General features: G+C 67.9%; 26 protein-coding genes. 13 read left to right on the top strand and 13 right to left on the bottom strand.

Annotation, left to right across the window (positions count from 1 at the left end; all coding sequences use genetic code 11):
• Window positions 1-84: 84 nt before the first annotated feature.
• The 3 genes from HFGMBDPB_RS11655 to folC form a co-directional block, all read right to left on the bottom strand.
• Window positions 85-576: a CvpA family protein gene (locus tag HFGMBDPB_RS11655; RefSeq protein ID WP_016451425.1), complete on the bottom strand. Its 492-nt coding sequence runs from the start codon at window positions 574-576 to the stop codon at window positions 85-87.
• A 55-nt stretch (window positions 577-631) separates the two neighbouring features.
• Window positions 632-1576, bottom strand: coding sequence for an SPOR domain-containing protein (locus tag HFGMBDPB_RS11650; protein ID WP_212645423.1), 945 nt, complete (start codon window positions 1574-1576; stop codon window positions 632-634).
• A 71-nt stretch (window positions 1577-1647) separates the two neighbouring features.
• Window positions 1648-2970: a bifunctional tetrahydrofolate synthase/dihydrofolate synthase gene (gene folC, locus HFGMBDPB_RS11645; RefSeq protein ID WP_016449256.1), complete on the bottom strand. Its 1323-nt coding sequence runs from the start codon at window positions 2968-2970 to the stop codon at window positions 1648-1650.
• 79 nt (window positions 2971-3049) lie between these two features.
• Here folC and HFGMBDPB_RS11640 point away from each other — a divergent pair, with 79 nt between their 5' ends.
• The 4 genes from HFGMBDPB_RS11640 to argG all read left to right on the top strand — a co-directional run bounded on the left by HFGMBDPB_RS11640 (window position 3050) and on the right by argG (window position 6191).
• Window positions 3050-3427 (top strand): ArsC family reductase, encoded by a 378-nt coding sequence (locus tag HFGMBDPB_RS11640; protein WP_016449255.1) that lies wholly within the window; start codon window positions 3050-3052, stop codon window positions 3425-3427.
• 127 nt (window positions 3428-3554) lie between these two features.
• Window positions 3555-4295 (top strand): glycine zipper 2TM domain-containing protein, encoded by a 741-nt coding sequence (locus HFGMBDPB_RS11635; RefSeq protein ID WP_016449254.1) that lies wholly within the window; start codon window positions 3555-3557, stop codon window positions 4293-4295.
• A 123-nt stretch (window positions 4296-4418) separates the two neighbouring features.
• Window positions 4419-4736 (top strand): pyrimidine/purine nucleoside phosphorylase, encoded by a 318-nt coding sequence (ppnP, locus tag HFGMBDPB_RS11630; RefSeq protein WP_016449253.1) that lies wholly within the window; start codon window positions 4419-4421, stop codon window positions 4734-4736.
• A gap of 120 nt (window positions 4737-4856) precedes the next feature.
• The gene (gene argG, locus HFGMBDPB_RS11625; RefSeq protein WP_016449252.1) at window positions 4857-6191 is read left to right on the top strand and encodes an argininosuccinate synthase; all 1335 of its coding nucleotides are present in this window, start codon (window positions 4857-4859) and stop codon (window positions 6189-6191) included.
• A gap of 202 nt (window positions 6192-6393) precedes the next feature.
• Here the strand turns inward: argG and HFGMBDPB_RS11620 are convergent, their stop codons facing one another.
• Entirely contained in the window at window positions 6394-7293 is a 900-nt protein-coding gene (locus tag HFGMBDPB_RS11620; protein ID WP_026062941.1) for a LysR family transcriptional regulator, read from the bottom strand.
• Window positions 7294-7431: 138 nt separating this feature from the next.
• On the opposite strand from HFGMBDPB_RS11620, the gene HFGMBDPB_RS11615 reads away from it, so the two are divergent.
• Together HFGMBDPB_RS11615 and HFGMBDPB_RS11610 are read left to right on the top strand one after the other, a co-directional pair.
• Window positions 7432-8301, top strand: coding sequence for an MBL fold metallo-hydrolase (locus tag HFGMBDPB_RS11615; RefSeq protein WP_017407584.1), 870 nt, complete (start codon window positions 7432-7434; stop codon window positions 8299-8301).
• Window positions 8302-8399: 98 nt separating this feature from the next.
• On the top strand, window positions 8400-8762 hold the full coding sequence (locus HFGMBDPB_RS11610; protein WP_016451422.1) for an SPW repeat protein: 363 nt from the start codon (window positions 8400-8402) through the stop codon (window positions 8760-8762).
• Between the two features lie 101 nt (window positions 8763-8863).
• Here the strand turns inward: HFGMBDPB_RS11610 and murB are convergent, their stop codons facing one another.
• Window positions 8864-9964, bottom strand: coding sequence for a UDP-N-acetylmuramate dehydrogenase (gene murB, locus HFGMBDPB_RS11605; RefSeq protein ID WP_016449248.1), 1101 nt, complete (start codon window positions 9962-9964; stop codon window positions 8864-8866).
• Window positions 9965-10068: 104 nt separating this feature from the next.
• Here murB and HFGMBDPB_RS11600 point away from each other — a divergent pair, with 104 nt between their 5' ends.
• Genes HFGMBDPB_RS11600 through HFGMBDPB_RS11590 form a run of 3 tightly spaced genes read left to right on the top strand, consistent with a single transcriptional unit; the run spans window position 10069 to window position 12286 of the window.
• Window positions 10069-10554, top strand: coding sequence for a YajQ family cyclic di-GMP-binding protein (locus HFGMBDPB_RS11600; RefSeq protein WP_012206580.1), 486 nt, complete (start codon window positions 10069-10071; stop codon window positions 10552-10554).
• A 36-nt stretch (window positions 10555-10590) separates the two neighbouring features.
• Entirely contained in the window at window positions 10591-11256 is a 666-nt protein-coding gene (locus tag HFGMBDPB_RS11595; RefSeq protein WP_016449247.1) for a retropepsin-like aspartic protease family protein, read from the top strand.
• A 40-nt stretch (window positions 11257-11296) separates the two neighbouring features.
• Window positions 11297-12286 carry an HD-GYP domain-containing protein gene (locus HFGMBDPB_RS11590; protein ID WP_016451420.1) on the top strand — a complete coding sequence of 330 codons (990 nt, stop codon included), beginning with the start codon at window positions 11297-11299 and terminating at the stop codon, window positions 12284-12286.
• 45 nt (window positions 12287-12331) lie between these two features.
• Here HFGMBDPB_RS11590 and HFGMBDPB_RS11585 read toward each other — a convergent pair whose 3' ends face one another.
• From HFGMBDPB_RS11585 to ybaK, 7 genes are all read right to left on the bottom strand, one after another.
• Window positions 12332-14092: an FAD-dependent oxidoreductase gene (locus tag HFGMBDPB_RS11585; RefSeq protein WP_212645422.1), complete on the bottom strand. Its 1761-nt coding sequence runs from the start codon at window positions 14090-14092 to the stop codon at window positions 12332-12334.
• On the bottom strand, window positions 14071-15615 hold the full coding sequence (locus tag HFGMBDPB_RS11580) for a polyamine aminopropyltransferase (RefSeq protein WP_212645421.1): 1545 nt from the start codon (window positions 15613-15615) through the stop codon (window positions 14071-14073). Before HFGMBDPB_RS11580 ends, HFGMBDPB_RS11585 begins: the two co-directional genes overlap by 22 nt.
• An 87-nt stretch (window positions 15616-15702) precedes the next feature.
• Window positions 15703-17853: a TonB-dependent receptor gene (locus tag HFGMBDPB_RS11575; RefSeq protein ID WP_212645420.1), complete on the bottom strand. Its 2151-nt coding sequence runs from the start codon at window positions 17851-17853 to the stop codon at window positions 15703-15705.
• A 187-nt stretch (window positions 17854-18040) separates the two neighbouring features.
• The gene (locus tag HFGMBDPB_RS11570; RefSeq protein WP_016449242.1) at window positions 18041-18259 is read right to left on the bottom strand and encodes a DUF350 domain-containing protein; all 219 of its coding nucleotides are present in this window, start codon (window positions 18257-18259) and stop codon (window positions 18041-18043) included.
• An 18-nt stretch (window positions 18260-18277) separates the two neighbouring features.
• The gene (locus HFGMBDPB_RS11565; RefSeq protein WP_016449241.1) at window positions 18278-19810 is read right to left on the bottom strand and encodes a DUF4178 domain-containing protein; all 1533 of its coding nucleotides are present in this window, start codon (window positions 19808-19810) and stop codon (window positions 18278-18280) included.
• A 98-nt stretch (window positions 19811-19908) separates the two neighbouring features.
• Complete coding sequence (gene plsY, locus HFGMBDPB_RS11560) at window positions 19909-20589, bottom strand: glycerol-3-phosphate 1-O-acyltransferase PlsY (RefSeq protein ID WP_016451416.1); 681 nt, start codon at window positions 20587-20589, stop codon at window positions 19909-19911.
• Between the two features lie 168 nt (window positions 20590-20757).
• Window positions 20758-21252 carry a Cys-tRNA(Pro) deacylase gene (ybaK, locus tag HFGMBDPB_RS11555; RefSeq protein ID WP_017404114.1) on the bottom strand — a complete coding sequence of 165 codons (495 nt, stop codon included), beginning with the start codon at window positions 21250-21252 and terminating at the stop codon, window positions 20758-20760.
• Between the two features lie 57 nt (window positions 21253-21309).
• Between ybaK and HFGMBDPB_RS11550 the strand changes: the two genes are divergently transcribed.
• The 4 genes from HFGMBDPB_RS11550 to HFGMBDPB_RS11535 are packed head-to-tail and all read left to right on the top strand — an operon-like array spanning window position 21310 to window position 22867.
• Window positions 21310-21858, top strand: coding sequence for a DUF2975 domain-containing protein (locus tag HFGMBDPB_RS11550; RefSeq protein WP_016449239.1), 549 nt, complete (start codon window positions 21310-21312; stop codon window positions 21856-21858).
• Entirely contained in the window at window positions 21855-22013 is a 159-nt protein-coding gene (locus HFGMBDPB_RS11545) for a hypothetical protein (RefSeq protein WP_016449238.1), read from the top strand. Before HFGMBDPB_RS11550 ends, HFGMBDPB_RS11545 begins: the two co-directional genes overlap by 4 nt.
• Before the next feature lie 3 nt (window positions 22014-22016).
• On the top strand, window positions 22017-22232 hold the full coding sequence (locus HFGMBDPB_RS11540) for a helix-turn-helix domain-containing protein (protein WP_013801570.1): 216 nt from the start codon (window positions 22017-22019) through the stop codon (window positions 22230-22232).
• Complete coding sequence (locus tag HFGMBDPB_RS11535; protein ID WP_212645419.1) at window positions 22229-22867, top strand: hypothetical protein; 639 nt, start codon at window positions 22229-22231, stop codon at window positions 22865-22867. The genes HFGMBDPB_RS11540 and HFGMBDPB_RS11535 overlap by 4 nt, the downstream gene beginning before the upstream one ends.
• Before the next feature lie 37 nt (window positions 22868-22904).
• On the opposite strand, the gene HFGMBDPB_RS11530 is transcribed toward HFGMBDPB_RS11535, so the two are convergent.
• Window positions 22905-23966, bottom strand: a complete 1062-nt coding sequence (locus tag HFGMBDPB_RS11530; protein WP_212645495.1) for an aldo/keto reductase — start codon at window positions 23964-23966, stop codon at window positions 22905-22907.
• Between the last annotated feature and the right edge of the window lie 4 nt (window positions 23967-23970).

The raw sequence follows: 23970 nt of genomic DNA, 5'->3' as shown, positions 1-23970 counted from the left end.
AGCAGCCACCCATTGGCCACGCCTGCGCCCGATTTCTCTATCCAAACTGTTTCTGCCAGCCGACTCCTGCGCTGCAGCGCCTTGTCATGCAGCCGGCAGATAGCGTCCCCATTCCTGCGGCAGCTGCGGCAAAACCGCAGCCAGCGCCTGCATCAGCCACGGCGCCAGGGCTGAATCCTGCCACCACTGTCCCTGGTGCAGCGGCGTGTAGCTGATCACCATCGTTGCCACCAGGGCCAGCAGCGCCCCGCGCAGCACGCCGAACAGCGCGCCCAGCGTGCGGTCCACGGGCCTCAGGCCCACCGCCTCGATCAGCCGGCGCGACAGCCAGGACACCAGGCCCCAGCCGAACAGCGCCAGCACGAACAACAGCACAAAGCCTGCGGCATAGCGCAGCTGCATGTCCCAGTCCTGCATGGGCAGCCACAGCGCCACGTCGGCCGCCCAGATGCGGGCCACGACGAAGGCCACCAGCCAGCCGAGCAGCGACAGCACCTCATACACCAGCCCGCGCCAGGCGCCTAGCAGCATCGATGCCAGCACGCAGGCCAGCAAAACCCAGTCCACCGTGGACATACGCTATCTCTGTGCGCCTGTGCTGCTTTGCAAGATCAAGATGTACGTCACCGCCTCAGAGCTTGAGCACCGACGCCGGCAGGCCCTGGCCCTTGACGCGCGCCGCCGCCTTGTCGGCTTCGGCACGGCCGTTGAACGGACCCACACGCACACGCGTGCGCTTGCCGTCCTTGGTGTCCACCACCTGCGTGAAAGTCTTCAGGCCCGCCAGCTCCAGCTTGGCGCGGATTTCCTGGGCCTTGCCGGCATCGGAGAAGGCGCCGACCTGCACGATGAAGCGCTCGTTCGTCGCCGCAGCAGCCGCCGGCGCCGCCGGTGCGCTGCGACCTTCCAGCAGGGCCCGGGCACGCGCGGCGTCGTCGCTCCTGGACGGCTCGGGCTTGGGTTCGGGCTTGGGTTCGGGCTTTGGCTTCGGCTCGGGTTTGGGTTCGGGCTTGGGCTCCGGCTTGTGTTCGGGTTTGGCCGGCTCGGGCTTGGGCCTGGGTTCCGGCTTGGGCTCGGGTTTGGTCTCAGGCTTGGCGGCGGGCTTGGGCTCAGGCTTTGCCTCGGGCCGGGTTTCGGGCTTTGCTTCCGGCTTGACCGGAGCCACCTGCGAGACGGCCGGCGCCACGGGCACGGAAGGCCTGCCCATGGGAACCTCTTCCTCGTCGGCGCCCAGCGAGGCCTGGGCCGACACGCGGCCTGCCGGGGAAGCCGCGCCCTGGTGCGGATGGGCGTCCACGGCATTGGCGCCGGGCACGACCAGAGGAGCGACCTTGTCGCGGTCGGGAATCTCGATGGGGATGTCCACGGGAATCGGACGCGGCTGGGTGTCGAACAGCAGGGGGAAACCCACCACGCCCGCCAGGACCAGCACGGCAGCGCCGATGAGGCGGTGGCGCGCCCGGCGGCGCATGACATCGACGCTTTCCGCCTGTCCCAGCCGTGTGGGCCGCCTCGATGCGGACGACGAATCACCGTCGTCTTTTTTGCCGGGCCAACGAAAATTGAAAAATGCCATGGAGTGCGGACTCGTTCAGATCGGCCACCACAGGCAGCCACGATGGCCGTTTGCGGTGCGGATCACTGGATTCAGGTGCCCAGATGCTTGGCGTTCAGCCGGGGCGGGCCGTCCTGCAGCACGCCGCCCACCGTGAAGAACGAGCCAAAGACCACGATTCTATCAGTGGGACCTGCTGCAAGAACCGCGGCATCCAGCGCCAGCTGCGGGTTTGCGAAGGTGGCCAGCGAGATCTCGCGCGGCACGCCCGGCGCGGGCGGCAGGGCTTCGATCTTCTGGCGCAGCACCTCGGCGCTCTCGGCGCGCGGCGTGGGCAGGTCGGTCAGATACCAGCGGTCGATCAACGGGGCAATCCTGGCCAGCATGGGCGCCAGGTCCTTGTCGTGCATGGCGCCGAAGACCGCATGCGTGCAGGGAAAGTAGCCCATGGCATCGAGGTTGGCCGTCAGCGCCGCCACCGAATGCGGGTTGTGCGCCACGTCCAGCACCAGCGTGGGCTGGCCCGGAATGATCTGGAAACGGCCCGGCAGCTCGACCATGGCCAGCCCCGTGCGCACGGCCTGGGCCGTGACCGGAAGGCGGCTGCGGATGGCCTCGAGCGCGGCCAGCGCACCCGATGCATTGACCAGCTGGTTGGCGCCGCGCAGCGCCGGATAGGCCAGACCGGCATAGCGCCGCCCGCGTCCGGCCCAGCCCCACTGCTGCTTGTCGCCCGAGAAATTGAAGTCCTGGCCCAGGCGCCAGAGATCGGCGCCAATGGCCTGTGCATGGTCCAGCACGCTTTGCGGCGGCATGGGATCGCTGACCACCACAGGCCGGCCGGCGCGCATGATGCCGGCCTTCTCGCGGCCGATGCTCTCGCGGTCCGGCCCCAGGAATTCCACATGGTCGATGTCGATGCTGGTGATGACGGCGCAATCGGCGTCGATCACATTGGTGGCATCCAGCCGCCCGCCCAGGCCCACCTCGAGAATCGCCACATCCAGCCTGGACTGGCTCATCAGCCGCAGGATGGCCAGCGTGGTGAATTCGAAATAGGTGAGCGCCACTTCCGTGCCCTGCACGCGCGCCTGCTCCACGGCCTCGAACTGCGGCAGCAGCTCGGCGGCCTTCACGATCTCGCCGCCCACGCGGCAGCGTTCCTCGAAATGCACCAGATGCGGCGATGTGTAGACGCCGGGGCGAAAGCCCGATTGCAGCGCCACGGCCTCCAGCATGGCGCAGGTCGAGCCCTTGCCGTTGGTGCCCGCAACCGTGATCACGGGGCAGTCGAAACGCAGGTCCAGGCGCTGGGCAACTTCGCGCACGCGATCCAGGCCCAGCGCAATATTCTTGGGGTGCAGGCGCTCGCAATAGGCGAGCCATGCATCCAATGTGGGAAATGAGGTGTGCATACTGCGCGCTATTGTTACCCAGGGACAGTGTCCTTATGGGGTCCTCGCCATCCATTGACTGCGGCAACTGCAACCAATCATGACCACTGCAAACACTGTGACGCTCTACGGCATTCCCAACTGCGACACCGTCAAGAAGGCCCGCGCCTGGCTCACCGACCAGGGCATCGCCTACGAATTCCACGACTTCAAGAAACAGGGTGTTCCCGCCGAGCAGTTGCCCGCCTGGATGCAGGCTGTCGGCTGGGAAAAGCTGCTCAACCGCCAAGGCACGACGTGGCGCAAGCTCGATGCCGACACCCAGGCCGCCGCCCAGGATGCGGCCGGTGCCGCAGCCCTCATGCAGCAGCAGCCCAGCGTCATCAAGCGCCCGGTCGTCCAATGGCCGCAGGGACGCATCACCGTGGGTTTTGCGCCCGACGCCTGGGCAGAGATGGCCCACGGGGGCAAGCGCTGACTCTGCCATCAGGCCTGGAACAGCTTATTACGTGGATTTACGCGACCGCAAACTGCTTTCCAGGCCCGAGGAATACACTTGCATGGAGCCTGGCAGGAAATACCGCCAGCGCAACAGGAGTGCAATCATGAAATCCCTGGTTCTTTTGACGCTGGCGGCCACGACCGCCACCGTGGCCCTGGCCCAGGAGCAAGGCCGGGTGCTGTCGGTGACCCCGGTGACCCAGCAGGTGGCCGTGCCCCAGCAGGTCTGCCGCGATGAAAACGTCTATACCGGCCAGCGCACCTCGGGCGCGGGCGCCGTTCTGGGTGCCCTGGCGGGCGGCGTGGTCGGCAATGCCATCGGCCATGGCGGCGGACGCGCGGCCGCCACGGCGGCCGGCGTGATCGGCGGCGCTATGCTGGGCAACCAGGCCGAGGCCACGGGCCAGCCCCAGTACCAGACGGTGCGCAACTGCACCACCCAGACCTACTACCAGAACCGCGCCGTGGCCTATGACGTGGTCTACGAGTACGCAGGCCGCAACTACACGACGCGTACCACCACGCCGCCCGGGGACTGGATCGCGCTGAGCGTGCAGCCCGCCGCCAACAGCGCGGCCTATGGCAGCAACGGCTACTACGGCACCAACCAGCCGCCCCAGGCCGCGTACTCCACCGCACCCGTGCCGCCGCCCGTGGTCTACCAGAACAACTACTACGACGGCGGTGGCTACTACGCCCCCCAGCCTGTGCAGCCCGTGTATTCGGCCGGTGACTATGTGGCTCCCGTGGTGATTGGAGCAGCCCTTGCTGCCGGCGTGTACTACGCCTCGCGCCCCAGCTATCACGGCTGGCGCGGCGGCTACCGTCATGGCTGGCGCCGCTGAGACGGACCTGCGCATGCAAAGCCCCGACAAGGGGCTTTTTGCATGGCGGCGGCCAGCACGTACGGGCAGCGGCCGGGTGCTGGCCTAAAATGGGCGGTTTAGTCCACCCTCTGCCCAGCTTCCATGACCACCGAAACCATCTCTGGCATCACCCTGACCACCAAGGCCAATGTCTATTTCGACGGCAAATGCATCAGCCATGGCTTCACGCTGGCCGATGGCACGAAGAAGTCTGCGGGCGTGGTGCTGCCCAGCCAGCTGACTTTCGGCACGGCCGCCGCCGAGATCATGGAATGCGTGGCCGGCTCCTGCGAGTACAAGCTCGACGGCACGGACCAGTGGCTGACCTCCAAGGCCGGCGAGTCCTTCCAGGTGCCTGCGAACTCCAAGTTCGACATCCGCGTGACCGAGGCCTATCACTACATCTGCCACTACGCCTAAGAGCGCCTGAGCGCCTGGGCAGACCGACGCATTCGACCTGACGGCGCCCAGGCGCCTTCCGTGTTTTCCGGCAGCCGCGTCCCGCACGCCAGCCGCCATCGTTATTGAGAGAAGCATCGTATGGAAACCATCCTGCAAAACGTCCCCGTCGGCCAAAAGGTCGGCATCGCCTTCTCGGGCGGCCTGGACACCAGCGCCGCCCTGCGCTGGATGAAGAACAAGGGCGCCCTGCCCTACGCCTACACGGCCAACCTGGGCCAGCCCGACGAGGCCGACTACGACGAAATCCCCCGCAAGGCCATGGAGTACGGTGCCGAGCAGGCCCGCCTGATCGACTGCCGCGCGCAGCTGGCCGGCGAAGGCATTGCCGCCATCCAGGCCGGCGCCTTCCACATCTCCACGGGCGGCATCACCTACTTCAACACCACGCCCCTGGGCCGTGCCGTGACCGGCACCATGCTGGTGGCCGCCATGAAGGAAGACGACGTCAACATCTGGGGTGACGGCTCGACCTTCAAGGGCAACGACATCGAGCGCTTCTACCGCTACGGCCTGCTGACCAACCCCGCGCTGAAGATCTACAAGCCCTGGCTGGACCAGACCTTCATCGACGAGCTGGGCGGCCGCGCCGAGATGTCGGCCTTCATGACCAAGGAAGGCTTCGGCTACAAGATGAGCGCCGAGAAGGCCTACTCGACCGACAGCAACATGCTGGGCGCCACGCACGAGGCCAAGGACCTGGAGTTCCTGAACAGCGGCATCCGCATCGTCAACCCCATCATGGGCGTGGCGTTCTGGAAGCCCGAGGTCGAGGTCAAGGCCGAGGAAGTGTCGGTGACCTTCGAAGAAGGCCGCCCCGTGGCCCTCAATGGCAAGGAAATCGCCGATCCCGTGGAGCTGTTCCTGGAAGCCAACCGCATCGGTGGCCGCCACGGCCTGGGCATGAGCGACCAGATCGAGAACCGCATCATCGAAGCCAAGAGCCGCGGCATCTACGAGGCCCCCGGCATGGCCCTGCTGCACATCGCCTACGAGCGCCTGGTGACCGGCATCCACAACGAGGACACCATCGAGCAGTACCGCATCAACGGCCTGCGCCTGGGCCGCCTGCTGTACCAGGGCCGCTGGTTCGACCCGCAGGCCATCATGCTGCGCGAAACCGCCCAGCGCTGGGTGGCCCGCGCCGTGACCGGCACCGTGACGCTGGAGCTGCGCCGCGGCAATGACTACTCCATCCTGAACACCGAATCGCCCAACCTGACCTACGCGCCCGAGCGCCTGTCGATGGAAAAGGTCGAGGACGCGCCCTTCAGCCCCGCCGACCGCATCGGCCAGCTGACCATGCGCAACCTGGACCTGATGGACACCCGCGACAAGCTGGCCATCTACGCCAAGGCCGGCCTGCTGTCCCTGGGCACCAGCACCGCCCTGCCCCAATTGGGCGGCAAGGAATGACCTACACCCCCTGAGCGGCTGACGCCGCTTCCCCCTCTCTACTCGCTTCGCGAGGGAGGGGGACGACGCCCTCGCTGCGGGGCGGCCCTTGCTCGGCGTCCCTGGCATGGGACGCGCCCGCCAAGCACGCGACGCCATGGGCCAGAAAATCGCACACTTGCATCCCACAAGCCGCCGCAAGGCGGCTTTTTTTACGCCCCTGCTACCAGTGCGCGCCCTCGAAACGCTGCACGAGAAAATCCAGCAGCGCACGAACGGCCACCGGCAGATGGCGGCGCGAGCTGTACAGCGCATGCACGGTCAGCGGCTGCGGGCGCCAGTCGGGCAGCACCAGCTCCAGCTGGCCGTTTTGCAGCATGGGCTGGACCAGGTAGGTTGGCTGCAAGGCAATGCCGGCGCCTTCGACGGCAGCGGCGGCCAGCACGGTGGCTTCGTTGGCGTTGAACCAGGTGGTGACGGCGATCTGCTGCTCATCGCTTTCATCGTCACGGCGAGTCAATTGCCAGACATTGCGCCCCACGCGCATGTGTCCCAGGCAGCGGTGCGCCTGCAGCTGGGCCGGTGCCTGCGGCCGGCCAGCCGCATCCAGATAGGCGGTCGAGGCCACCAGCACCGATTCGCAGACGGCCAGCGGCCGGCCGATGAGTGCGGCGCCCGGATCGGCGCTGATGCGTATGGCCAGGTCGATGCGCTGCTGCACCAGGTCCAGCGCGCCGTCGTCCACCAGCAGGTCGATCTTGAGGTGCGGGTGCAGCCGCATGAACTGCGCAATGGCCGGCGCCATCTGCGCATGGCCGAAGGACATGCTGCAGGTCACGCGCAGCAGGCCGCGCAACTGGCTGTCGCTGGCGCGCATCTCGCCTTGCACCTCATCGGCCAGGGCCAGCATCTGCTGGCTGTAGCGCAGGCACTGCGCACCGGCATCGGTGAGCGAGACACGGCGCGTGGTGCGGTGCAGCAGGCGCGCGCCCAGCCACTGCTCCAGCGACTCCACATGGCGCGTGGCCATGGCGCGCGACAGGTCCAGCCGCTCGGCCGCCGCCGTGAAGCTGCCGCATTCGGCCACCGTGGCAAACACCTGCATCGCCAGCAATCGGTCCATGGATATGCTCGATTTCTGCAACAAACAAGCGCATATTTTGCCGTTTATCTGCTCGATTTCAAAAACTAAAGTACCACCCATGGCAGCACGGCGCTGCCACCCGCTTTCTGTCTTGTGCTTTTTTCAAAGGAAATCGACATGCTTCGCACCACCTTGCTTTCGCTCACCCTGGCCCTGTCGGCCGGCCTGTCCCACGCCCAGGCGCCCGCCCCGCTGCAGATGAAGGTCTACCAGGCCGACGAACACAGCTTTGCCGTGACCTCCACCCTGATCACCGGTGCCAAGGAGGCCGTGGTCGTGGACAGCGGCTTCACCCGCGCCGACGGCCTGCGCATTGCCGCCAACGTGCTGGACAGCGGCAAGCAGCTGACCACCATCCTCATCAGCAATGCCGACCCCGACTACTACTTCGGCGCCGAGGTGCTCAAGAGCCTGTTCCCGCAGGCCAAGGTGGTGGCCACGCCGGCCGTGCGCGAGAAGATCGAGTCCAAGCTGCAGGGCAAGCTGGCCTTCTGGGGCCCCAAGATGGGCGCCAACGCCCCCAGCCATCCCGTGCTGCCCGAGGCCCTGCAAGGCAATACGGTGATGGTGGACGGCCAGGCGCTGGAGCTGCGCGGCACCACCGGCCCGCTGGCCCACCGCCCCTATGTCTGGGTGCCTGCGCTGCAGGCCATCGTCGGCAACGTGGGCGTGTTCGGCAACCTGCATGTCTGGACAGCGGACACGCAAAAGAGCGCCGAGCGCAAGGCCTGGCTGGCGCAGCTGGACGAGATGCAGGCCCTCAAGCCCGCTGTCGTCGTGCCCGGCCACATGCAGGCCGGCACGGCCATGGACGCCAGCGCCATCGCCTATACACGCGACTATCTCCAGCGTTTCGAGGCCGCCGCCGCCAAGGCCGGCAACAGCGCCGAGCTGATCGGTGCCATGAAGCAGGCCTACCCGCAGGCCGGCATGGCGCTGTCGCTGGACATCGGCGCCAAGGTGAACAAGGGCGAGATGCCATGGTAAGCATGCACTTTCGCAAAAATCCTCATGGAACCTGCATGCTGCGCCCTTGATCCAACCAGCTGCCGCCCTCATTCGTCGTGGCGGCAGGAGGTGCAGCCATGAAATACATGAAGCATTGGCAGGACCCGCTCAACGTCCTGCTGGGAGTCTGGTTGGCAGTCTCGCCCTGGGTGCTGGGGTTCCAGGACCAGATGGCGCCCACGGCCAACGGCGTGGTCATCGGACTGGCGCTGATTGCCGCTGCGCTGGGAGCCATCTTCATGCCCCGCGCGTGGGAGGAATGGACCGAAGGCCTGCTGGGTCTGTGGATGGTGATCTCGCCCTGGGTGCTGGGCTTTGCCGGCCAGATGGACGCCATGCGCAATGCCGTGGTGTCGGGCATCGTGGTGCTGGTGCTCGCGCTGTGGGTGCTGATGACCGACAAGGACTATATGGACTGGCGCAGTCACTCCGCCCACTGAGGCGCTGATGCGCAGCGGCCCGCAGGCGGCAATGCCCTGCGGGCCGCTGTTTTTTTGCCGCCGTGCCCCTCAAGAACCGCCCAAGGACCGCCCAAGGCCGCTCAGACTACGACGGGCTCGGGCTCCAGGCGGATGCCGAATCGCTCGTAGACGCTGGTCTGTATCGCTCCGGCCAGCGTCATGACCTCGCCGCCCGTGACGCTGCTGTCCACGCTGTGCCGGTCGCCCCGGTTGACCAGCACCAGGGCCTGCTTGTCATACACCCCGGCGCGGCCCATGGACTTGCCCTTCCAGCCGCAGGCATCGATCAGCCAGCCGGCGGCCAGCTTGATGGAGCCGTCGTCCATGGGGTAGTGCACGATGCGGGGCTCGCGCGCAATGATGTCGGCGCACTGCTCGGGCGTCACCGTCGGGTTCTTGAAGAAGCTGCCCGCGTTGCCGATGTGCTCCGGATCGGGCAGCTTGGCGCGGCGGATCTCGCACACCCAGTCGAAGATCTGGCGGGCCGTGGGCTCGGCCACGCCCGCCTCGGCCTGGCGGCGCTGCAGGTCCAGGTAGCCCAGGCCGGGCTTCCAGTCCTTGGGCAGGGCCAGGCGCACGCGCGTGATCACGGCACGCCCCTTCAGGCCCATGCCGCGCGGCGGCACGCCGCTCATGCGCGCACGCGCCACGGGCGTGGGCTCGGCCGGCGCATGCTTGAACACCGAGTCGCGGTAGCCGAAGGCGCATTGCGCGGCATCCAGCGTGAAGGACTCCCCCGTGGCCAGGTCGATGGCATCCAGCGACTCGAACCGGTCCTGCAGCTCCAATCCGTAGGCGCCGATGTTCTGCACCGGCGACGCGCCCACGGTGCCGGGAATCAGCGCCATGTTCTCCAGGCCGCCGTAGCCCTGCGACAGGGTCCAGGCCACCAGGTCGTGCCAGCGTTCGCCGGCACCGGCCTCGACGATCCAGTGGCGATCGGTCTCGCGCAGCAGGCGCATGCCCGCTATCTCCATCTTGAGGACCACGGGATCGACGTCGCCCGTGATCACCACATTGCTGCCGCCGCCCAGCACGAACACGGGCTGGCGGCCCCACAGCGGATCGGCCAGGAAATGACGCACGTCCTCGTCGCTGCGCACGCGCACCAGGGTGTGGGCACGGGCGGCGATGCCGAAGCTGTTGCAATGCTGCAGCGGAACATTTTTCTCGACTAACATCGACCGGATTGTCGCACCGCCTCCCTGCGCCGCCGGCCCCGCGCCCGCATCGCCCGGCCGCGCGCTGCGGTACTTTTTCAGAACATTTACAGGAAATATTTGCCATGCCTTCTTTTGACACCGTGTGCGAAGCCGACTTCGTCGAAGTGAAGAACGCCGTGGAGAACACCGCCAAGGAAATCGGCACACGCTTCGACTTCAAGGGCACCTCGGCCGCCATCGAGCTCAAGGACAAGGAAATCACGCTGTTCGGCGATGCCGACTTCCAGTTGCAGCAGGTCGAGGACATCCTGCGCAACAAGCTGACCAAGCGCAGCGTGGACGTGCGCTTCCTGGACATCCAGAAGGCCCAGAAGATCGGCGGCGACAAGCTCAAGCAGACCATCAAGGTCAAGAACGGCATCGAGGCCGAGCTGGGCAAGAAGCTGCAAAAGCTGATCAAGGACAGCAAGCTCAAGGTGCAGGCCGCCATCCAGGGCGACGCCGTGCGCGTCACCGGCGCCAAGCGCGACGACCTGCAGGCCGCCATGGCCCTGATCCGCAAGGACCTGGCCGACCATCCCCTGTCCTTCAACAACTTCCGCGACTGATCGCCTGGCACCCGCCTCTGCGCCACAAGCCACCCCATGCGCCACCTACGTGCCGTACTTCTGAGCCTGGCCGCAGCGGCCGCGCTGGCTCCACCATCGGCGACGGCGCAGTCCGTGGCGCTCAGCGGCGTGCTGGGCAGCAAGGCCTTGCTGGTCATAGACGGCGGCACGCCGCGCGCGCTGGCGGCGGGCGACAGCCTGCAGGACGTGCGCGTGCTGCAGGTATCGGGTGACACGGCCGAGGTGGAAATCAAGGGCCGCCGCCAGACATTGCGCCTGGGCGAGGCGCCCATCAGCCTGGGCGGCCGGGGCGCGGCGGCGGGCGATCCCGCGCTCGGCCGGCGCGTGGTGCTCAAGGCCGACAACCGGGGGCACTTCATCGAACGCGGCCAGATCAATGGCAAGACCATGGTCTACATGGTGGACACGGGCGCCAGCTCGGTCGCCATCGGCCGGTCCGACGCCGAACGCATGGGCCTGCCCTTTCTCAAGGGCCAGCCGGTGATGATGCGCACCGCCAACGGCGATGCCCAGGGCTGGCGCCTGCGGCTGGATTCGGTGCGCGTGGGCGATGTCGAGGTCTTCGGTGTGGACGCCGTGGTCGCCCCTCTTCCCATGCCCTATGTGCTGCTGGGCAACAGCTTTCTTGCCCACGTCCAGATGACCCGCCAGGGCAGCGAGATGGTGCTGGAGCGGCGCTGATGCGGCCTGCATGCGCCCCGCTTCCCGCACCCCGCCAACGATGAGCCGACGCCCCGACGATTCCTACGAAGACCTGCTGGGCCTGTGGTCCGACCTGGAGGCCGCACTGTCCGTGCTGCTGTCCGCGCCGCTGCAGGTGCAGGGCTTCCTGGTCAAGCTGCAGCAGATCGACCTGTGGCTGCAGGAGCTGATCGCCCACGACAGCGATGCCGCGCTGTACCTGATGTTCCAGCGCGCCTGCTCGTCCACCGTGGGCTACAGCGCCTCCCATGCCCTGGTCTGCGCCTGCCTGTGCCATGTGCTGGCGCGCGAGCTGCGCCTGGACGAGTCCGAACACCGCACCCTGGTGTATGGCGCACTGACCATGAACATCGGCATGAACGCGCTCCAGGACGAACTGGCGCTGCAGCGCGAGCCGCTGACCCCCGCCCAGCAGCAGGCCGTGCAGCGCCACCCGCTGCACAGCCAGGCCCTGCTGGCGCGGCTGTTCGTCAACGATGCGCTGTGGCTGGAGCTGGTGGGCCACCACCACGAGGCCGTGCCGCAGCAGCCGCTGTCCACGCTGGCGCCCGTGCAGCGGCTGGTCCGCATCCTGGGCACGGTGGACCGCTACGCCGCCCTGATCAGCCCGCGCAAGTCACGCGAAGGCCGCAGCGCCGCCGAGTCGCTGCGCGCGCTCACCCAGCAGCAGCGCTACTCCGACGAGGTGGGCTTCGCGCTGGTGCGCGCCGTGGGCCTGTGCCCGCCGGGCACCTATGTGCGGCTGGACAACGGTGACATCGCCGTGGTGCTGCGCCGTGGCGAGCCGCCGCAGCCGCCGCTGGTGGCCAGCGTGATCGGCGCCGACGGCGCGAGCCTGTATCCGCCCGTCATCCATGAAGGCGAGGACGGCCCCCGCATCCGCTCGGCACTGGCGCGCGCCGCCATCACGCTGGAGCTGGACCCGCGCACGCTGGCCCAGCTGGGCGTGCTGGCCGCACGCGGCAGCCAGTCGCTGTACCGCATGGTGCAGATGCCCGGGCCTGTCTGAACGATCTGGCGCCTGAAGCGCGCGACACCGGCGCCGCGGCCCGTGTCAGGTCCGCGCGCCAGCCCACAGGCCCGCATGGTGGCCACGCGTGAAGGCCTCCTCCAGTACCGAGTAGCCGGCCCAGTCGGAATGTGCGAACCACAGGCGGCGCGTGCCCGGCGTGGGCAGCAGGGCCACGCGCTCGCCGGCGCACAGCGCGCTGCGCCCCCGGTGCAGCGACTGCAGCGCCACCTGGCTGAGCAGTTGCTGGTCACCGGGCCGGGGTATGGCCATGGCGTGGCCGTAGCGCGTGATCTCCATGCGCGTGGCCTTGTGCAGCAGGTCGGGATGGGGGACGAGCAGGCTGCCGACGATGCGGTCCCGCCAGAAGCCGAAGGGCTGGCCCAGCAGTTGGGCGCGCCCGTCAGGCCAGTCGCCCAGCGCCTGGTAGTAGCTGAGCACCGTGGGCCGGGGCGTGAGCCGGTCCAGGCCCTGGTGGCCCGCGTCCACGTAGCCCAGGCCGCCCGCATTCGGATCGGCAAACAGCACGTTGTCCCAGGCCGGATCGGCGCCGGGCCGGTCGGCCAGCGGCCGCTGCAGATGGATGTTGGCCACCAGCCAGGACGCCCAGTCCAGCCGGCCCGCCACCGCGCGCAGGAAGTCCGGCGCATCGCGCACCACGCGTGCCGCGATGAAGCTGGGCAGGGCCACGATGCAGCGCGCGGCCAGCCAGCGCTCGTGCTGCTGGCGACCGTGGTGGTAGACGTCGATCTCCACGCCATCGGCACTCTCGGCAATGGATAGCACGCTGCAATCGGTCTGCAGGTCGGTGGAGCCCAGCCCGGCCACCAGTTGCTGCGACAGCCAGCCATTGCCCTGGGGCCAGGTCAGCACGGCATCACCCGCGTCTTCGGGCGTGCGCTCATCCTGGCGGCGCGGGGCCGAGAAGCCGTGGCGGCTGGCGAAATAGTGAATGCCTGCCCAGGCCGACACCCGCGCCAGGCCCGCGCCGAAATCGTCGCGGCAGCAGTACTCCAGATACCAGATCAGCTGCGCATCATCGATGCCCTGGCTGGCCAGCCAGGCCTGCATGGTCTGGCCGTCCAGCGCGGCATGGGCGGCGGGCAGCCGGCCCTGGCGCTGCCAGACGCGGATGGACGGCATGGCAAAGGGCGCCCTGTCTATCTCCTGGGCCACGCTGCGCGCAAAGAGTTCGTACTGCTCCAGCGTGCGCGGCGCCACGCCATCGACGGGCAGCAGGCCCTCATGCCAGGCGCCCTGCCAGAACAGGCGCTCCTGCGGGCTGTGGCACAGATGGCGCTCGTCGTACTGCCAGCGGCCTGCGCGGCGCTGGCGCAGGCCCAGGGCCTCGAGCCAGTCCTGGACCTCGGATGCATCGTCGCCAGGCAAGGGCAGATAGTGGGCGCCCAAAGGACAGGCCAGCCCGGACATGCTGCCGCCCTGGCTGTTTCCGCCCATGGCCGGCTGCGTGTCCAGCAGTGCCACACCCTGCACCCCCGACAGCTCCAGCGCCCGCGCAGCCGCCAGGCCCGCCATGCCGCCACCGGCAATCACCACGTTGGCGCGGTGCACCACGGCCGGCGCCGGCAGCGCCAGGCCCTGGCCCAATCGCTGCCAGAACGCGCGCAAGGCATGGCCACGCTCCAGCGCCACGCCGCTGAAGCCACCAGGCAGGTCTTCCAGACGAGGCGGCGTTGGCGTGCAGCCGACCAGGCCTGCGGCCGCACCGCCGGCCAGGCCCTGCAGCCATTGGCGCCGGCTCCACAAAGACGGGCGGTCGGGGCTCAACGCTCCACCCTGCCCCATTCGCGTTCGTAGGTATTGACCAGCACCTGGTTGGACAGGCGGTTGACCTCGGCCGGCACACGCGCCATGTCCAGCGGAAAGTCGAACATCAGCGCCATGGTCTGCGCGCTCAGAAAACGCAGGCCCGCAGGCAGTGCATCGGGCTCGCGCCAGGGCCGGTGGCTGGCGATGACGAAGCCCCACTCGCCAAAGCTGGGCACATGGGCGTGGTAGGGCGTGGCCTGCAGGCCGATGGATTCGATGGTCTGCACCACGGTCCAGTAGCTCTTGCGCGCGATCAGGGGCGACGTGGTCTGCACCACGGCGTAGCCGCTGGCGGCCAGGCGCTTGTCCAGCAAGGCATAGAAGCTGTTGGTGAACAGCTTGCCGATGGCGAAATTGGTCGGGTCGGGGAAATCGACGATGACCACGTCGAAGGTGTCTGCGCCCTGCTGCAGCCAGTGGAAGGCATCGGTGTTGACGATGCGCACGCGCGCATCGCTGAGCGCATCGCCGTTGAGCCGGCGCAGCATGGCATTGTCCTTGAACAGGTCGGTCATGGCCGGGTCCAGCTCCACCAGGGTGACCGACTCCACCGAGGGGTACTTGAGCACCTCGCGCACGGCCATGCCGTCGCCGCCGCCCAGCACGGCCACGCGCTTGGGCGCGCCATGCGCGGCCATCACGGGATGGACCAGGGCCTCGTGGTAGCGGTACTCGTCGCCTTGCGCGAACTGCAGGTTGCCATTGAGGTACAGCCGCGCGCCCTGGCGTCCCTGCGTCACCACGATGCGCTGGTAGGGCGAGCTGCTGGAGAGCACGATGCGGTCCTGGTAGAAATGGTCGTCGGCCAGGCGCGTCAGATGGTCGGCTCCCCAGATGCCCGTGCCAAGCAGGGCCAGCACGGCCGCGCAGGCCAGGGCATGGGCGCGCGGGCGCCGCAGTTCATGCCGAAACAGCAGCAGCGCCCAGACCGCCACCGCCGCGTTCATGAAGCCGAACAGCAGCCCCGTGCGCACCAGGCCCAGCTTGGGCACCAGCAGCAGCGGAAATGCCAGCGACACGGCCAGCGCCCCCAGGTAGTCGAAGGTCAGCACCTGGGACACCAGGTCCTTGAGCGTCACATTGCGCTTGAGGATGCGCATCACCAGCGGAATCTCCAGCCCCACCAGCGTGCCCACCACCAGCACCATGCCGTACAGCAGGAACCGGAACGCGCCGGGCGCGTAGGCATTGGCAATGAACAGCGTGGCCGGCAACGCACCGCCGATCAGGGCCACCATCAGCTCGATGCGCAGAAAGTGCGCAGGCAGGTGGTCCTCGAAATAGCGCGACAGCCAGGAGCCTATGCCCATGGCGAACAGGTAGCTGCCGATGATGGTGGAGAACTGCAGGACGGAATCGCCCAGCAGATAGGAAGCCAGCGCGCCCGCAGCCAACTCATAGAGCAGGCCGCAGGCCGCGATCACGAAGACGCTGACCAGCAGGGCGATGTCGATGGGGCGCGCCGGCTGCGCGCCGGCAAGAGAGGCTGAGGTTTGCACGGCCGGTATTGTGCGCGATGCGCCCCCCGTGTGCGCGAGAGGCGCCGTGCAACGGGAGAAGGCGCCGCGCGCCTCCTGGGGGTTCCGTCAGAACTGGTAGTTGGCGCTGACCAGCACGCTGCGCGGTGCGCCCGGCATGGAGCTGGAGCGCCAGTACTGCTTGTCGAACAGGTTGGACAGGGCCACGGTCACGGTCCAGGCGTCCTGGCGCCAGCCCACCAGCGCATCCCAGCGCGAGTAGCCGGGCAGGATGGCCGTGTTGGCGGCGTTGGTGAAGCGGCTGCCCGTGTAGGTCACGCCGACTTCGCCATACCAGGGTCCCTTGGGCGCATAGCGCAGGAACAGGTTGCCGTTGCGCTTTGCCGTGTCACGCAGGTACAGGCCCACGTTGGCGGGGTTTTGCGCGTCTTCAGCCACCTTGGCCTGCATGAAGGCCACGCCGCCGCGCACATACCAGGAACCGGCCACGCGGCCGGCCGCGCTGAACTCGATGCCGCGCGAACGGTCCTTGCCCCGGATGGCCCAGGTGTAGGGATCATTCTCGGGATCGGGGCGGTAGCGGATGTTGTACTTCTCCAGCTGGTAGACGGAGACCTGGGTGGACAGCGCACCGCCCAGCCAGTCGCTCTTGACGCCGACCTCGGACTGGCGCGAGTACTGGGGCTCGTCGTCCGGCACCGCGCCCACGGCGGTTTCCACGGTCAGGATGCCGCGCCCGCCATAGGGCGAGTAGCTCTTGTTCCAGGACGCATAGAAGCTGTGCTCGCGCACCGGCTGCCACACCACGCCCACGCGCGGGCTGAAGCCGTTGCCGTCGGTCTTGCGCGTGAGGTTGGCGATCTTGTTGGTGCTCTGGAAGTCATAGCTGTCGTAGCGCAGGCCCAGCAGCAGCTTCCACTGCTCGGTCAGGCTGACCAGGTCCTGCATGTACAGCGCCTGGCCTTTGCCCTTGTGATAGTTGTCCTGGGTCGGCTTGCCCTGCGCCGGACGGCTGAGCCAGACGATGGGCTGCAACGGGTCATAGGCGAAGGTGCTGCCGGGCTGGCCGACGCGCGGCGCGCGCTCTTCCTCGCTGGCCTCCAGGCCCACCAGCAGGTCGTGCTTGATGCTGCCCGTGCTGAACTTGCCCGTCAGGTCCAGCGTGTTGGACAGCGTGGTGTTGCGGGTCTGCTGCCAGGCGTAGTTGGGCGTGATCTTGCCGGTGGCGGCACGATAGGTGCCGGCGAAGTAGTGGTCGAAATCCTGGCTGGCCTCGCGCTTGCTGGCCACCCAGCGCAGACTCCAGCGGTTGTTGAAGTCGTAGGACAGGTCGGAGCGCAGCACGCGCAGGCGGTCTTCCACATAGTCGCCCGGCGCCGCAAAGCCCTTGCGGATGGAGACACCGGCCGGCAGCTGGTCGTAGACCGGGCCGCGATCGGGCACGCGCCAGACGTTGTCATAGGTGTACTGGCCGGTCCAGCGCCAGCCCGTGCGCGAGTCCACCAGGATGCTGGGCGAGACCATCTCGTTGCGGTTGCGTATGCCTTCGCGGAAGCTGTGGGCCTGCTCGCGGTCGGCCGTCAGTCGCACGGCCACGTTCTCGTTGAGCACGCGGTTGATGTCGATGGTGCCGCCCACGTTGTCCCAGGAGCCGCCGCGCAGCGTGATGCTGCTCTTGGCGTCGAAGCGCGCCTGCTTGCTCACCATGTTGACCACGCCGCCGCCCGCGCTGCGGCCATAGAGCACCGAGGCCGGGCCCTTGAGGATCTCGATGCGCTCCACATTGGCGGTGCTGCGGCGTACCTGGCCGCTCTCGCGCACGCCGTCGCGGTAGATGTCGCTCTCGTCGGCCTTGAAGCCTCGGATGTACACGCCTTCGCCGCGCATGTCATAGCTGGTGTTCACGCCGGGAACGCCGTCCAGCATGGTGGCCAGGTCGTTGATGCCGTAGCTCTTGTACTTGTTGACCTCCAGCGTGTCGATGGTCTGCGGGATGTCCTTGGGCGCCAGGTAGGTCTTGGTCGCCGTGGTCACGCCTTCGGGCCGCACGTCGTCAGGGTCGTACTGGGAGGCGTTGACCTGCAGCGTGGGCAGGGTGTGGGCCTGTTGAGGATGCGTCTGCGTCTGCGTCTGTGCCAGGGCCGGATCGGCTGGAGCGGCCTCCTGGGCATGGACCCCGCCCGCCAGCGCGGTGGTGATGATGCCAGCGGTCACACCCACTGAAAGCCTTGCCCTGCGGGCAGCTTGATGGTCTGTCATGGAAACCCTCTCTTCGAATGAAGGGGGCGATTTTATTTAGAATGCAAACGAATATCATTTGCAAACTCACTATCAACAAGGAATTTGTTGCAACGCAGCAACGCCGCCATGCGCAGCGCAGCCGCACCTTTTCAGGCGGGCTGCGTGTCGGCAGGAGATGGGGAATGCGGGGGCCAGGCGGCCCCGTTCAGTGGATAGCGGCCGCGACGATGATGCTGATGCCCAGGCACATGGCGGCCACCACCATGGCCAGCGCCTTGTTGTGCTTCTCGACGATCTCGGCCCACATGTCCACGGGTGTGATCTTGTCGATGATGAAGAAGCACAGCCAGAACACCACCACGCCTACCAGCGCATAGAGGATCGAGCCGAAGAAGGCGGCGGGGTTGAGCCAGTCGAAGTTCATGATCAGTTTCTCCGTTGTTTACTTGTGGCTGCCGCCCGAGGTGTAGCCACCCCAGGAGCCGCCGCTGCTGCGGGTGTAGCTGTTGCAGTTGGCGTCGGTATTGGGGTCGCAGTTGGGGCGCGATGCGCAGCCGCGCAAGGTGACGAACACCAGCCAGAGGATGAGCAGCCCGATGATGATGGTCCACAGCCCGAAGCGGCTGCCCGACATCACACCGACCTGCGAGCGGTCACGCAACTGCTTGAGGCCGAAGGCCATTGCCAGCGTGGTGGCCGAGACGGCGCTGCCATGCGACCAGGTGGTCTCGCCGCTCTCGGTCTCGCTGGCCAGGAAGGCCTTGTTCTGCGCGCCTGCGCTCACATAGTCCACATTGCGCGTGGTCTGGCCGCGCTGCACGGGCCAGTAGAACTCGCCCAGGGCGTAGGTGGTCTCGGCCGTGTAGCGCGATTCAAGCTGGTACTGCCGGCCCATGTACTTGGCCGTGCTGCGGTTCTTGGAGAGCTTGGGCACGCCCGTGGTCACGCGGGCCATGCTCCAGCCATCGGAGGAATCGACCAGGAATGCGAAGCCGGCCTTCTGGTTGAACAGCAGGTACTCCTCCCAGCCAAAGCTCTCGTCGTCGCCAGGCTCCTGGCCCATGCGGTGCTGAAAGCCCACCACCTGCCATTGCTGGCCTTCCAGCACACCCTTGCTGCCCAGCGGGATGGCCGGGCGCACGGGCTCGTTCTGTTCCGCATAGGCCAATTCCTTGCCAATGCCCTGGCTCAGGTCCACCAGCGACCCGCAGCTGGGGCAGCTCAGGCTCTTGGTGGTGGAAAAGCGCACGGGCACCACGGCGCCGCACTTGGGGCAGTTGAAGTGCCGGCCCTGCTCACCCTTGAGCGAGGCGCCGTCGCGCAGCCCCTGCATCCTGAGGTCGTCCAGCACCACGCGCTCGCCCAGGCTCAGCGCGGGCGGCTGGACGGAGAAGTCCACGGACAGCACCTGGCCCTGCTCGCTGCGCAGCTCCACCAGCCGGTACGGTGTGCCGGGCTCGGGCAGCTGCGCCAGCTCGCCCTGGGCCGATACCAGCCGCGCGTTCTGCACGCTGCTGACCGTGAAGCTCTTGCCGCCCAGCACACGCTGCGAACCCAGCAGCCAGTCGGAGGCCTTGAACGGCCCGTTACGCAGGGCCTCGGCCTCCCAGGGCCAGGACCAGACGAACTGGCCGTTGTCCTCGCTCAGGAAGCCCAGCGCGCCATCGCTGAACGCGGCCACCCATTCGCTCCAGGCGCCCGCCTCGCTCTTGAGCTGCAGCCGCCCGACCAGGGTGAAGTGCTCGGGCTTGCCGTTGCGCAGCATCTGGCCCGTGGCGCCGATGCGCAGGGGGCTGTAGTCCTCGAAGACCTCGGCCATGGAGCCACGGCGCTGCAGCACATCGCCCTGGCGCACCACGGTGCTGCGGCAGAACTCGCAGACGGCATAGCTGGCCTGGGCGCTGGCAAATTCCACGGGCGCGCCGCAGCCGGGGCATGGTGCGCGGTACACGCGCTGCGATGGACTGGATGCCATGTGTGAAGGTCGTCAGTGAAGAGAGGGCCTGGAGCGTGACCGGCCGGCCACGCCCCGCACGCAAGCTGCGCCCGTGGTGCGCGGCGCGGCGACGACGGTCAATGCGGCTTGCCTTTGGCCGTGCCGGGCTTGGCCGCGGCGGCTGCCGGGTCGGCCTTCTTGCTGCCCAGCCTGGATTCCTTGCCGGCCATCAGGCGCTGGATGTTCTCGCGGTGGCGCCAGATCAGCAGGGCCGCCATGGCGACGATGGCGGCGGCAATCGGTGTCTCGGCATACCAGACCACGCCGCTGCACAGCAGGTAGTAGACGGGAGCGAACACGGAGGCCACCAGGGCCGCCAGCGAGGAATAGCGGAAGAACACGGCAATGATCAGCCAGGTCAGCGCCACCGCCAGGCCCAGCCAGACGCTGATGCCCAGCAACACGCCCAGGGCCGTGGCCACGCCCTTGCCGCCCTTGAAGCGGAAGAACACCGGGTACAGGTGGCCCAGGAAGGCAGCCAGCGCCACCATGGCCACCGTGCCATCTCCCATGCCGAAGCGGCTGCCGAACCATTGCACCAGGGCCACGGGCAGCCAGCCCTTGGCGGCGTCCAGCAGCAGGGTGACGGCCGCTGCCGCCTTGCTGCCGGAGCGCAGCACATTGGTGGCGCCGGGGTTGCCGCTGCCATAGGTACGCGGATCATTCAGGCCCATGGCCCGGCTGACGATGACGGCGAACGACAGCGAGCCGATCAGGTAGGCCGCCACGGTGGCGAGAAGGGGGTAGAGCGCGTTCAATTGAAGTCCTTGGCCGGTCTGTGGAGCGCCGGCGCGCGATCCGGCCGGCCCTGATGGCCCGCCCTCCCTGATCGCCGACACATGTTTTTCATCAGGACCTGCGCGAACCCGGTGGAGGCGGCGGCCGCCTTCCCGTGTGCGCAAGTCGTGTTCATTTCTTCAGGGCATCTATTCTGCCAGCGCGCAGTGCACGGGCCGTGCATCCAGCAGCCGCACGCAGACCTGCGGGTCCAGCTGCACCAGAAAGCCCCGGCGCCCGCCGTTGATGGCGATGCGCGGCAGCGCCAGGATGCTCTCTTCGATATAGACCGGCATGTCGCGGCGCGTGCCGAAGGGCGAGGTGCCGCCGACCAGGTAGCCGCTGTGGCGGTTGGCGACTTCGGGCTTGCAGGGCTCCACGCTCTTGGCGCCGATCTGCCGCGCCAGGTTCTTGGTGGAGACCTTGCAGTCGCCGTGCATGAGCACGATCAGCGGCCTGGCGTCCTGGTCCTGCATCACCAGGGTCTTGACCACCATGTGCTCGTCCAGGCCCAGGCTGGCCGCGCTGTGCTCGGTGCCGCCGTGTTCCAGGTACTCATAGGGATGCTCGGTGAACTCCACCTTGTGCGCGCGCAGCAGTTGGGTGGCCGGTGTCTCGCTGACATGAGAGTTTTTCTTGGACATGAATTTTTTATCGTTTTACAATAAATTTTTATCGATTCATCAATACAAGGCTGTGCCATGAACTATACGCCCCACGCCGCGGGCAACGCCCTGAGGCGCCACTCCCAGGCGGCGCGCATCCTGATTGCCCTCGGTGCCGTCGCGCTGCTGGCCCTGCCGGCAGCCGCCCTGCTGTCGCCGCAAGATCTTTCGGGCCAGGCGCAAGGCCTGCTGGGCATGCCGCCCGGCCAGCCGCTGGACATGGCTGCGCGCTGGCGCACCGCACTGGTCAGCCTGCTGCCCGTGGGCTGCGGGCTGTATGCGCTGCGCCAGCTGTGGACACTGTTCGGCGAGTACCTGCAGGGCCGTGTCTTCGGCCAGCAGGCGCAGCACGCCCTGATGCGCTTTGCCTGGACGGTGCTGGCGGGCGCGCTGGCCCTGCCCTTCACGCGCGCGCTGATGTCGGTGGCGGCCAGCATGGGCAATCCGCCAGGGCAGCGCTTCGTCACGCTGGGCCTGTACTGGCACGATGGCCTGCTGGTCCTGCTCGGCGTGGTGCTGGTCTCCATCGCCCATGTGATGCTGCAGGCGCGGCGCATCGCCGACGAGAACGCGGGATTCGTATGAGCGGCGTTCCCATCACGATCCACCTCATGGTGCTCCCCGGCCAGCGCCCGCTCTCGCTGCACCTGTACGAGGCCGCATTGGTGCTGCTGGGCCTATTCCTGCTGACCCTGGTGATCTTCCTTCGCGACGCCAACCGATTCCGGGATGGCGACTGAACCATGCCCATCATCGTCCACCTCGATGTGATGCTGGCGCGCCGCAAGATGCGCTCGCGCGAACTGGCCGAGATGGTCGGCATCACCGAACAGAATATTTCCCTGCTCAAGAGCGGCAAGGTGCGCGGCGTGCGCTTCGACACGCTGGAGCGCATCTGCGAGGCACTGCAGTGCCAGCCCGGCGACCTGCTGGAATGGGTGGCAGGGCCCGAGGCTTGAGCAGCGGACGGCTGCGGCTGATCGCGGGCCTGCTGCTGTCGCTGCTGCTGCACGGGGCGCTGCTGTGGCAGGGTCTGGCCCCGGACAATGCGCGGCCCGGCAGCGGGCAGGCCGAGGCGCACCGCCTTCAGGTGGTCTGGGTCGAGACGCCGACGCCGACGCCGATGCCGATGCCGATGCCGACGCCGACGCCGGCCCCCTCTCCTGCTCCTGCTCCAGTGGCTGCCCGGCCCGGACCGGCGCCCGCGCCTACGCGACGGCCGGACACCGCCGCCGTCGCACCGCCATCAAGGCAAAGCGCAGGGGCTGCAAAGGCCACGGAGCAGGCCGCGACAGCCGCCGCGCAAGCGCCTGTGCTCGCCGACACCGAGGCCGCTCCGGACGCCGCGCGCAGCGCCAGGGCCATGGGCCGCCTGCTGGACTCGGCCGCAGGCCGCGAGGCCGTGCAGTCGGCGGCCCGGCAGGGCCTGGTCAGGCCCCAGATCCCTGCGCAGCGCGAGGACCCGCTGGCCAGCGGCATGCGCGAGGCCGCCCAGGGCGACTGCATGAAGGGCGAGTTCAAGGGCGGCGGCATGGGCCTGCTGAGCCTGCCCATGCTGGCGGCCGCTGCGCTCAAGGGCGAGTGCAGCCGCTGAAGGCGCAGAGCCTAGGCCTATTGCGCAGGGCCGAGGCCTATTGCGCAGGGTCGCGCACTTCCCAGCGGATGGCGTCGATGGCCGACAGCAGTTCGGGCGACAGTTGCGTGCCCCAGGCGTTCAGGTCCTCATCGAGCTGGGCCACCGAGGTCACGCCGATGATGGTGCTGGCCACCTGCCACTTGGTGTAGCAAAACGCCAGCGCCAGCTGCGTGGGCGTCATGCCGTGCTCGCGCGCCAGCGCGTTGTAGCGGCGCGCGGCGGCCAGGGCTTCGGGCCGGCCCCAGCGCTGCTTGCGCACGGACTCGTAGCGCGCAATGCGTGCGGCCTGCGGCGCAGCGGGATCGGTGGGCGCATGCACGTCGAACTTGCCCGTGAGCAGGCCGAAGGCCAGCGGCGAATAGGCCAGCAGCGAGACACCCAGGCGGTGGCAGCTTTCGTCCATGCCGTTTTCCCAGCTGCGGTTGAGCATGCAGTAGGCGTTCTGCACCGAGGCCACGCGCGGCAGGCCGTGCTGCTCGGCCAGGCGCACGAATTCGTGCACGCCCCAGGGCGTTTCGTTGGACAGGCCGATGTGGCGCACCTTGCCTTCACGGACCAGGCGGCCCAGCGCCTCGAGCTGCTCATGGATGCCGGTCTGCGAGCTTTCCTTGGACGGGTCGTAGTACAGCTGGCCGAAGGCCGGCACATTGCGCTCGGGCCAGTGGATCTGGTAGAGGTCGATCACGTCCGTGCCCAGGCGGCGCAGGCTGCCTTCGCAGGAGGCGGCGATGTCGGCCGCCGTCATGCCCTTGCCCTCGCGCACCCAGGGCATGCCCCGCGAAGGACCGGCCACCTTGGTGGCCAGCACGACCCTGGCGCGCGCGCCAGGGCGCTGGGCGAACCAGCGGCCGATGATGGTTTCGGTGGCGCCGCAGGTTTCGGCGCGTGCGGGCACGGCATACATCTCGGCCGTGTCGAAGAAGTCCACGCCGCGTTCCAGCGCGCGGTCCATGATGGCAAAGGCCTCGGCCTCGCCGACCTGCTCGCCGAACGTCATGGTGCCCAGGCAGATGGGGCTGACTTGCAATGCGCTTTGACCGAGCGCCACCGGTTGCATCGAG

The organism is Delftia sp. PE138, from assembly GCF_018320755.1.
GTDB classification, from domain to species: Bacteria; Pseudomonadota; Gammaproteobacteria; order Burkholderiales; family Burkholderiaceae_C; genus Comamonas; species Comamonas tsuruhatensis.
Note: the sequence above shows the minus strand (reverse complement) of the source record. Positions and strands in the feature narration are given on the sequence as shown.

Coding starts and splice junctions, on each gene's coding strand:
- HFGMBDPB_RS11570 (WP_016449242.1), bottom strand. CDS start 18,259: ATGAACTTCGACTGGCTCAACCCCGCCGCCTTCTTCGGCTCGATCCTC.
- HFGMBDPB_RS11530 (WP_212645495.1), bottom strand. CDS start 23,966: ATGCAACCGGTGGCGCTCGGTCAAAGCGCATTGCAAGTCAGCCCCATC.
- argG (WP_016449252.1), top strand. CDS start 4,857: ATGGAAACCATCCTGCAAAACGTCCCCGTCGGCCAAAAGGTCGGCATC.
- HFGMBDPB_RS11650 (WP_212645423.1), bottom strand. CDS start 1,576: ATGGCATTTTTCAATTTTCGTTGGCCCGGCAAAAAAGACGACGGTGAT.
- HFGMBDPB_RS11550 (WP_016449239.1), top strand. CDS start 21,310: ATGAACTATACGCCCCACGCCGCGGGCAACGCCCTGAGGCGCCACTCC.
- HFGMBDPB_RS11590 (WP_016451420.1), top strand. CDS start 11,297: ATGAGCCGACGCCCCGACGATTCCTACGAAGACCTGCTGGGCCTGTGG.
- HFGMBDPB_RS11600 (WP_012206580.1), top strand. CDS start 10,069: ATGCCTTCTTTTGACACCGTGTGCGAAGCCGACTTCGTCGAAGTGAAG.
- HFGMBDPB_RS11635 (WP_016449254.1), top strand. CDS start 3,555: ATGAAATCCCTGGTTCTTTTGACGCTGGCGGCCACGACCGCCACCGTG.
- HFGMBDPB_RS11655 (WP_016451425.1), bottom strand. CDS start 576: ATGTCCACGGTGGACTGGGTTTTGCTGGCCTGCGTGCTGGCATCGATG.
- HFGMBDPB_RS11620 (WP_026062941.1), bottom strand. CDS start 7,293: ATGGACCGATTGCTGGCGATGCAGGTGTTTGCCACGGTGGCCGAATGC.
- HFGMBDPB_RS11540 (WP_013801570.1), top strand. CDS start 22,017: ATGCCCATCATCGTCCACCTCGATGTGATGCTGGCGCGCCGCAAGATG.
- HFGMBDPB_RS11565 (WP_016449241.1), bottom strand. CDS start 19,810: ATGGCATCCAGTCCATCGCAGCGCGTGTACCGCGCACCATGCCCCGGC.
- folC (WP_016449256.1), bottom strand. CDS start 2,970: ATGCACACCTCATTTCCCACATTGGATGCATGGCTCGCCTATTGCGAG.
- HFGMBDPB_RS11575 (WP_212645420.1), bottom strand. CDS start 17,853: ATGACAGACCATCAAGCTGCCCGCAGGGCAAGGCTTTCAGTGGGTGTG.
- HFGMBDPB_RS11595 (WP_016449247.1), top strand. CDS start 10,591: ATGCGCCACCTACGTGCCGTACTTCTGAGCCTGGCCGCAGCGGCCGCG.
- murB (WP_016449248.1), bottom strand. CDS start 9,964: ATGTTAGTCGAGAAAAATGTTCCGCTGCAGCATTGCAACAGCTTCGGC.
- ybaK (WP_017404114.1), bottom strand. CDS start 21,252: ATGTCCAAGAAAAACTCTCATGTCAGCGAGACACCGGCCACCCAACTG.
- HFGMBDPB_RS11615 (WP_017407584.1), top strand. CDS start 7,432: ATGCTTCGCACCACCTTGCTTTCGCTCACCCTGGCCCTGTCGGCCGGC.
- ppnP (WP_016449253.1), top strand. CDS start 4,419: ATGACCACCGAAACCATCTCTGGCATCACCCTGACCACCAAGGCCAAT.
- HFGMBDPB_RS11545 (WP_016449238.1), top strand. CDS start 21,855: ATGAGCGGCGTTCCCATCACGATCCACCTCATGGTGCTCCCCGGCCAG.
- HFGMBDPB_RS11640 (WP_016449255.1), top strand. CDS start 3,050: ATGACCACTGCAAACACTGTGACGCTCTACGGCATTCCCAACTGCGAC.
- HFGMBDPB_RS11610 (WP_016451422.1), top strand. CDS start 8,400: ATGAAATACATGAAGCATTGGCAGGACCCGCTCAACGTCCTGCTGGGA.
- HFGMBDPB_RS11585 (WP_212645422.1), bottom strand. CDS start 14,092: ATGGGGCAGGGTGGAGCGTTGAGCCCCGACCGCCCGTCTTTGTGGAGC.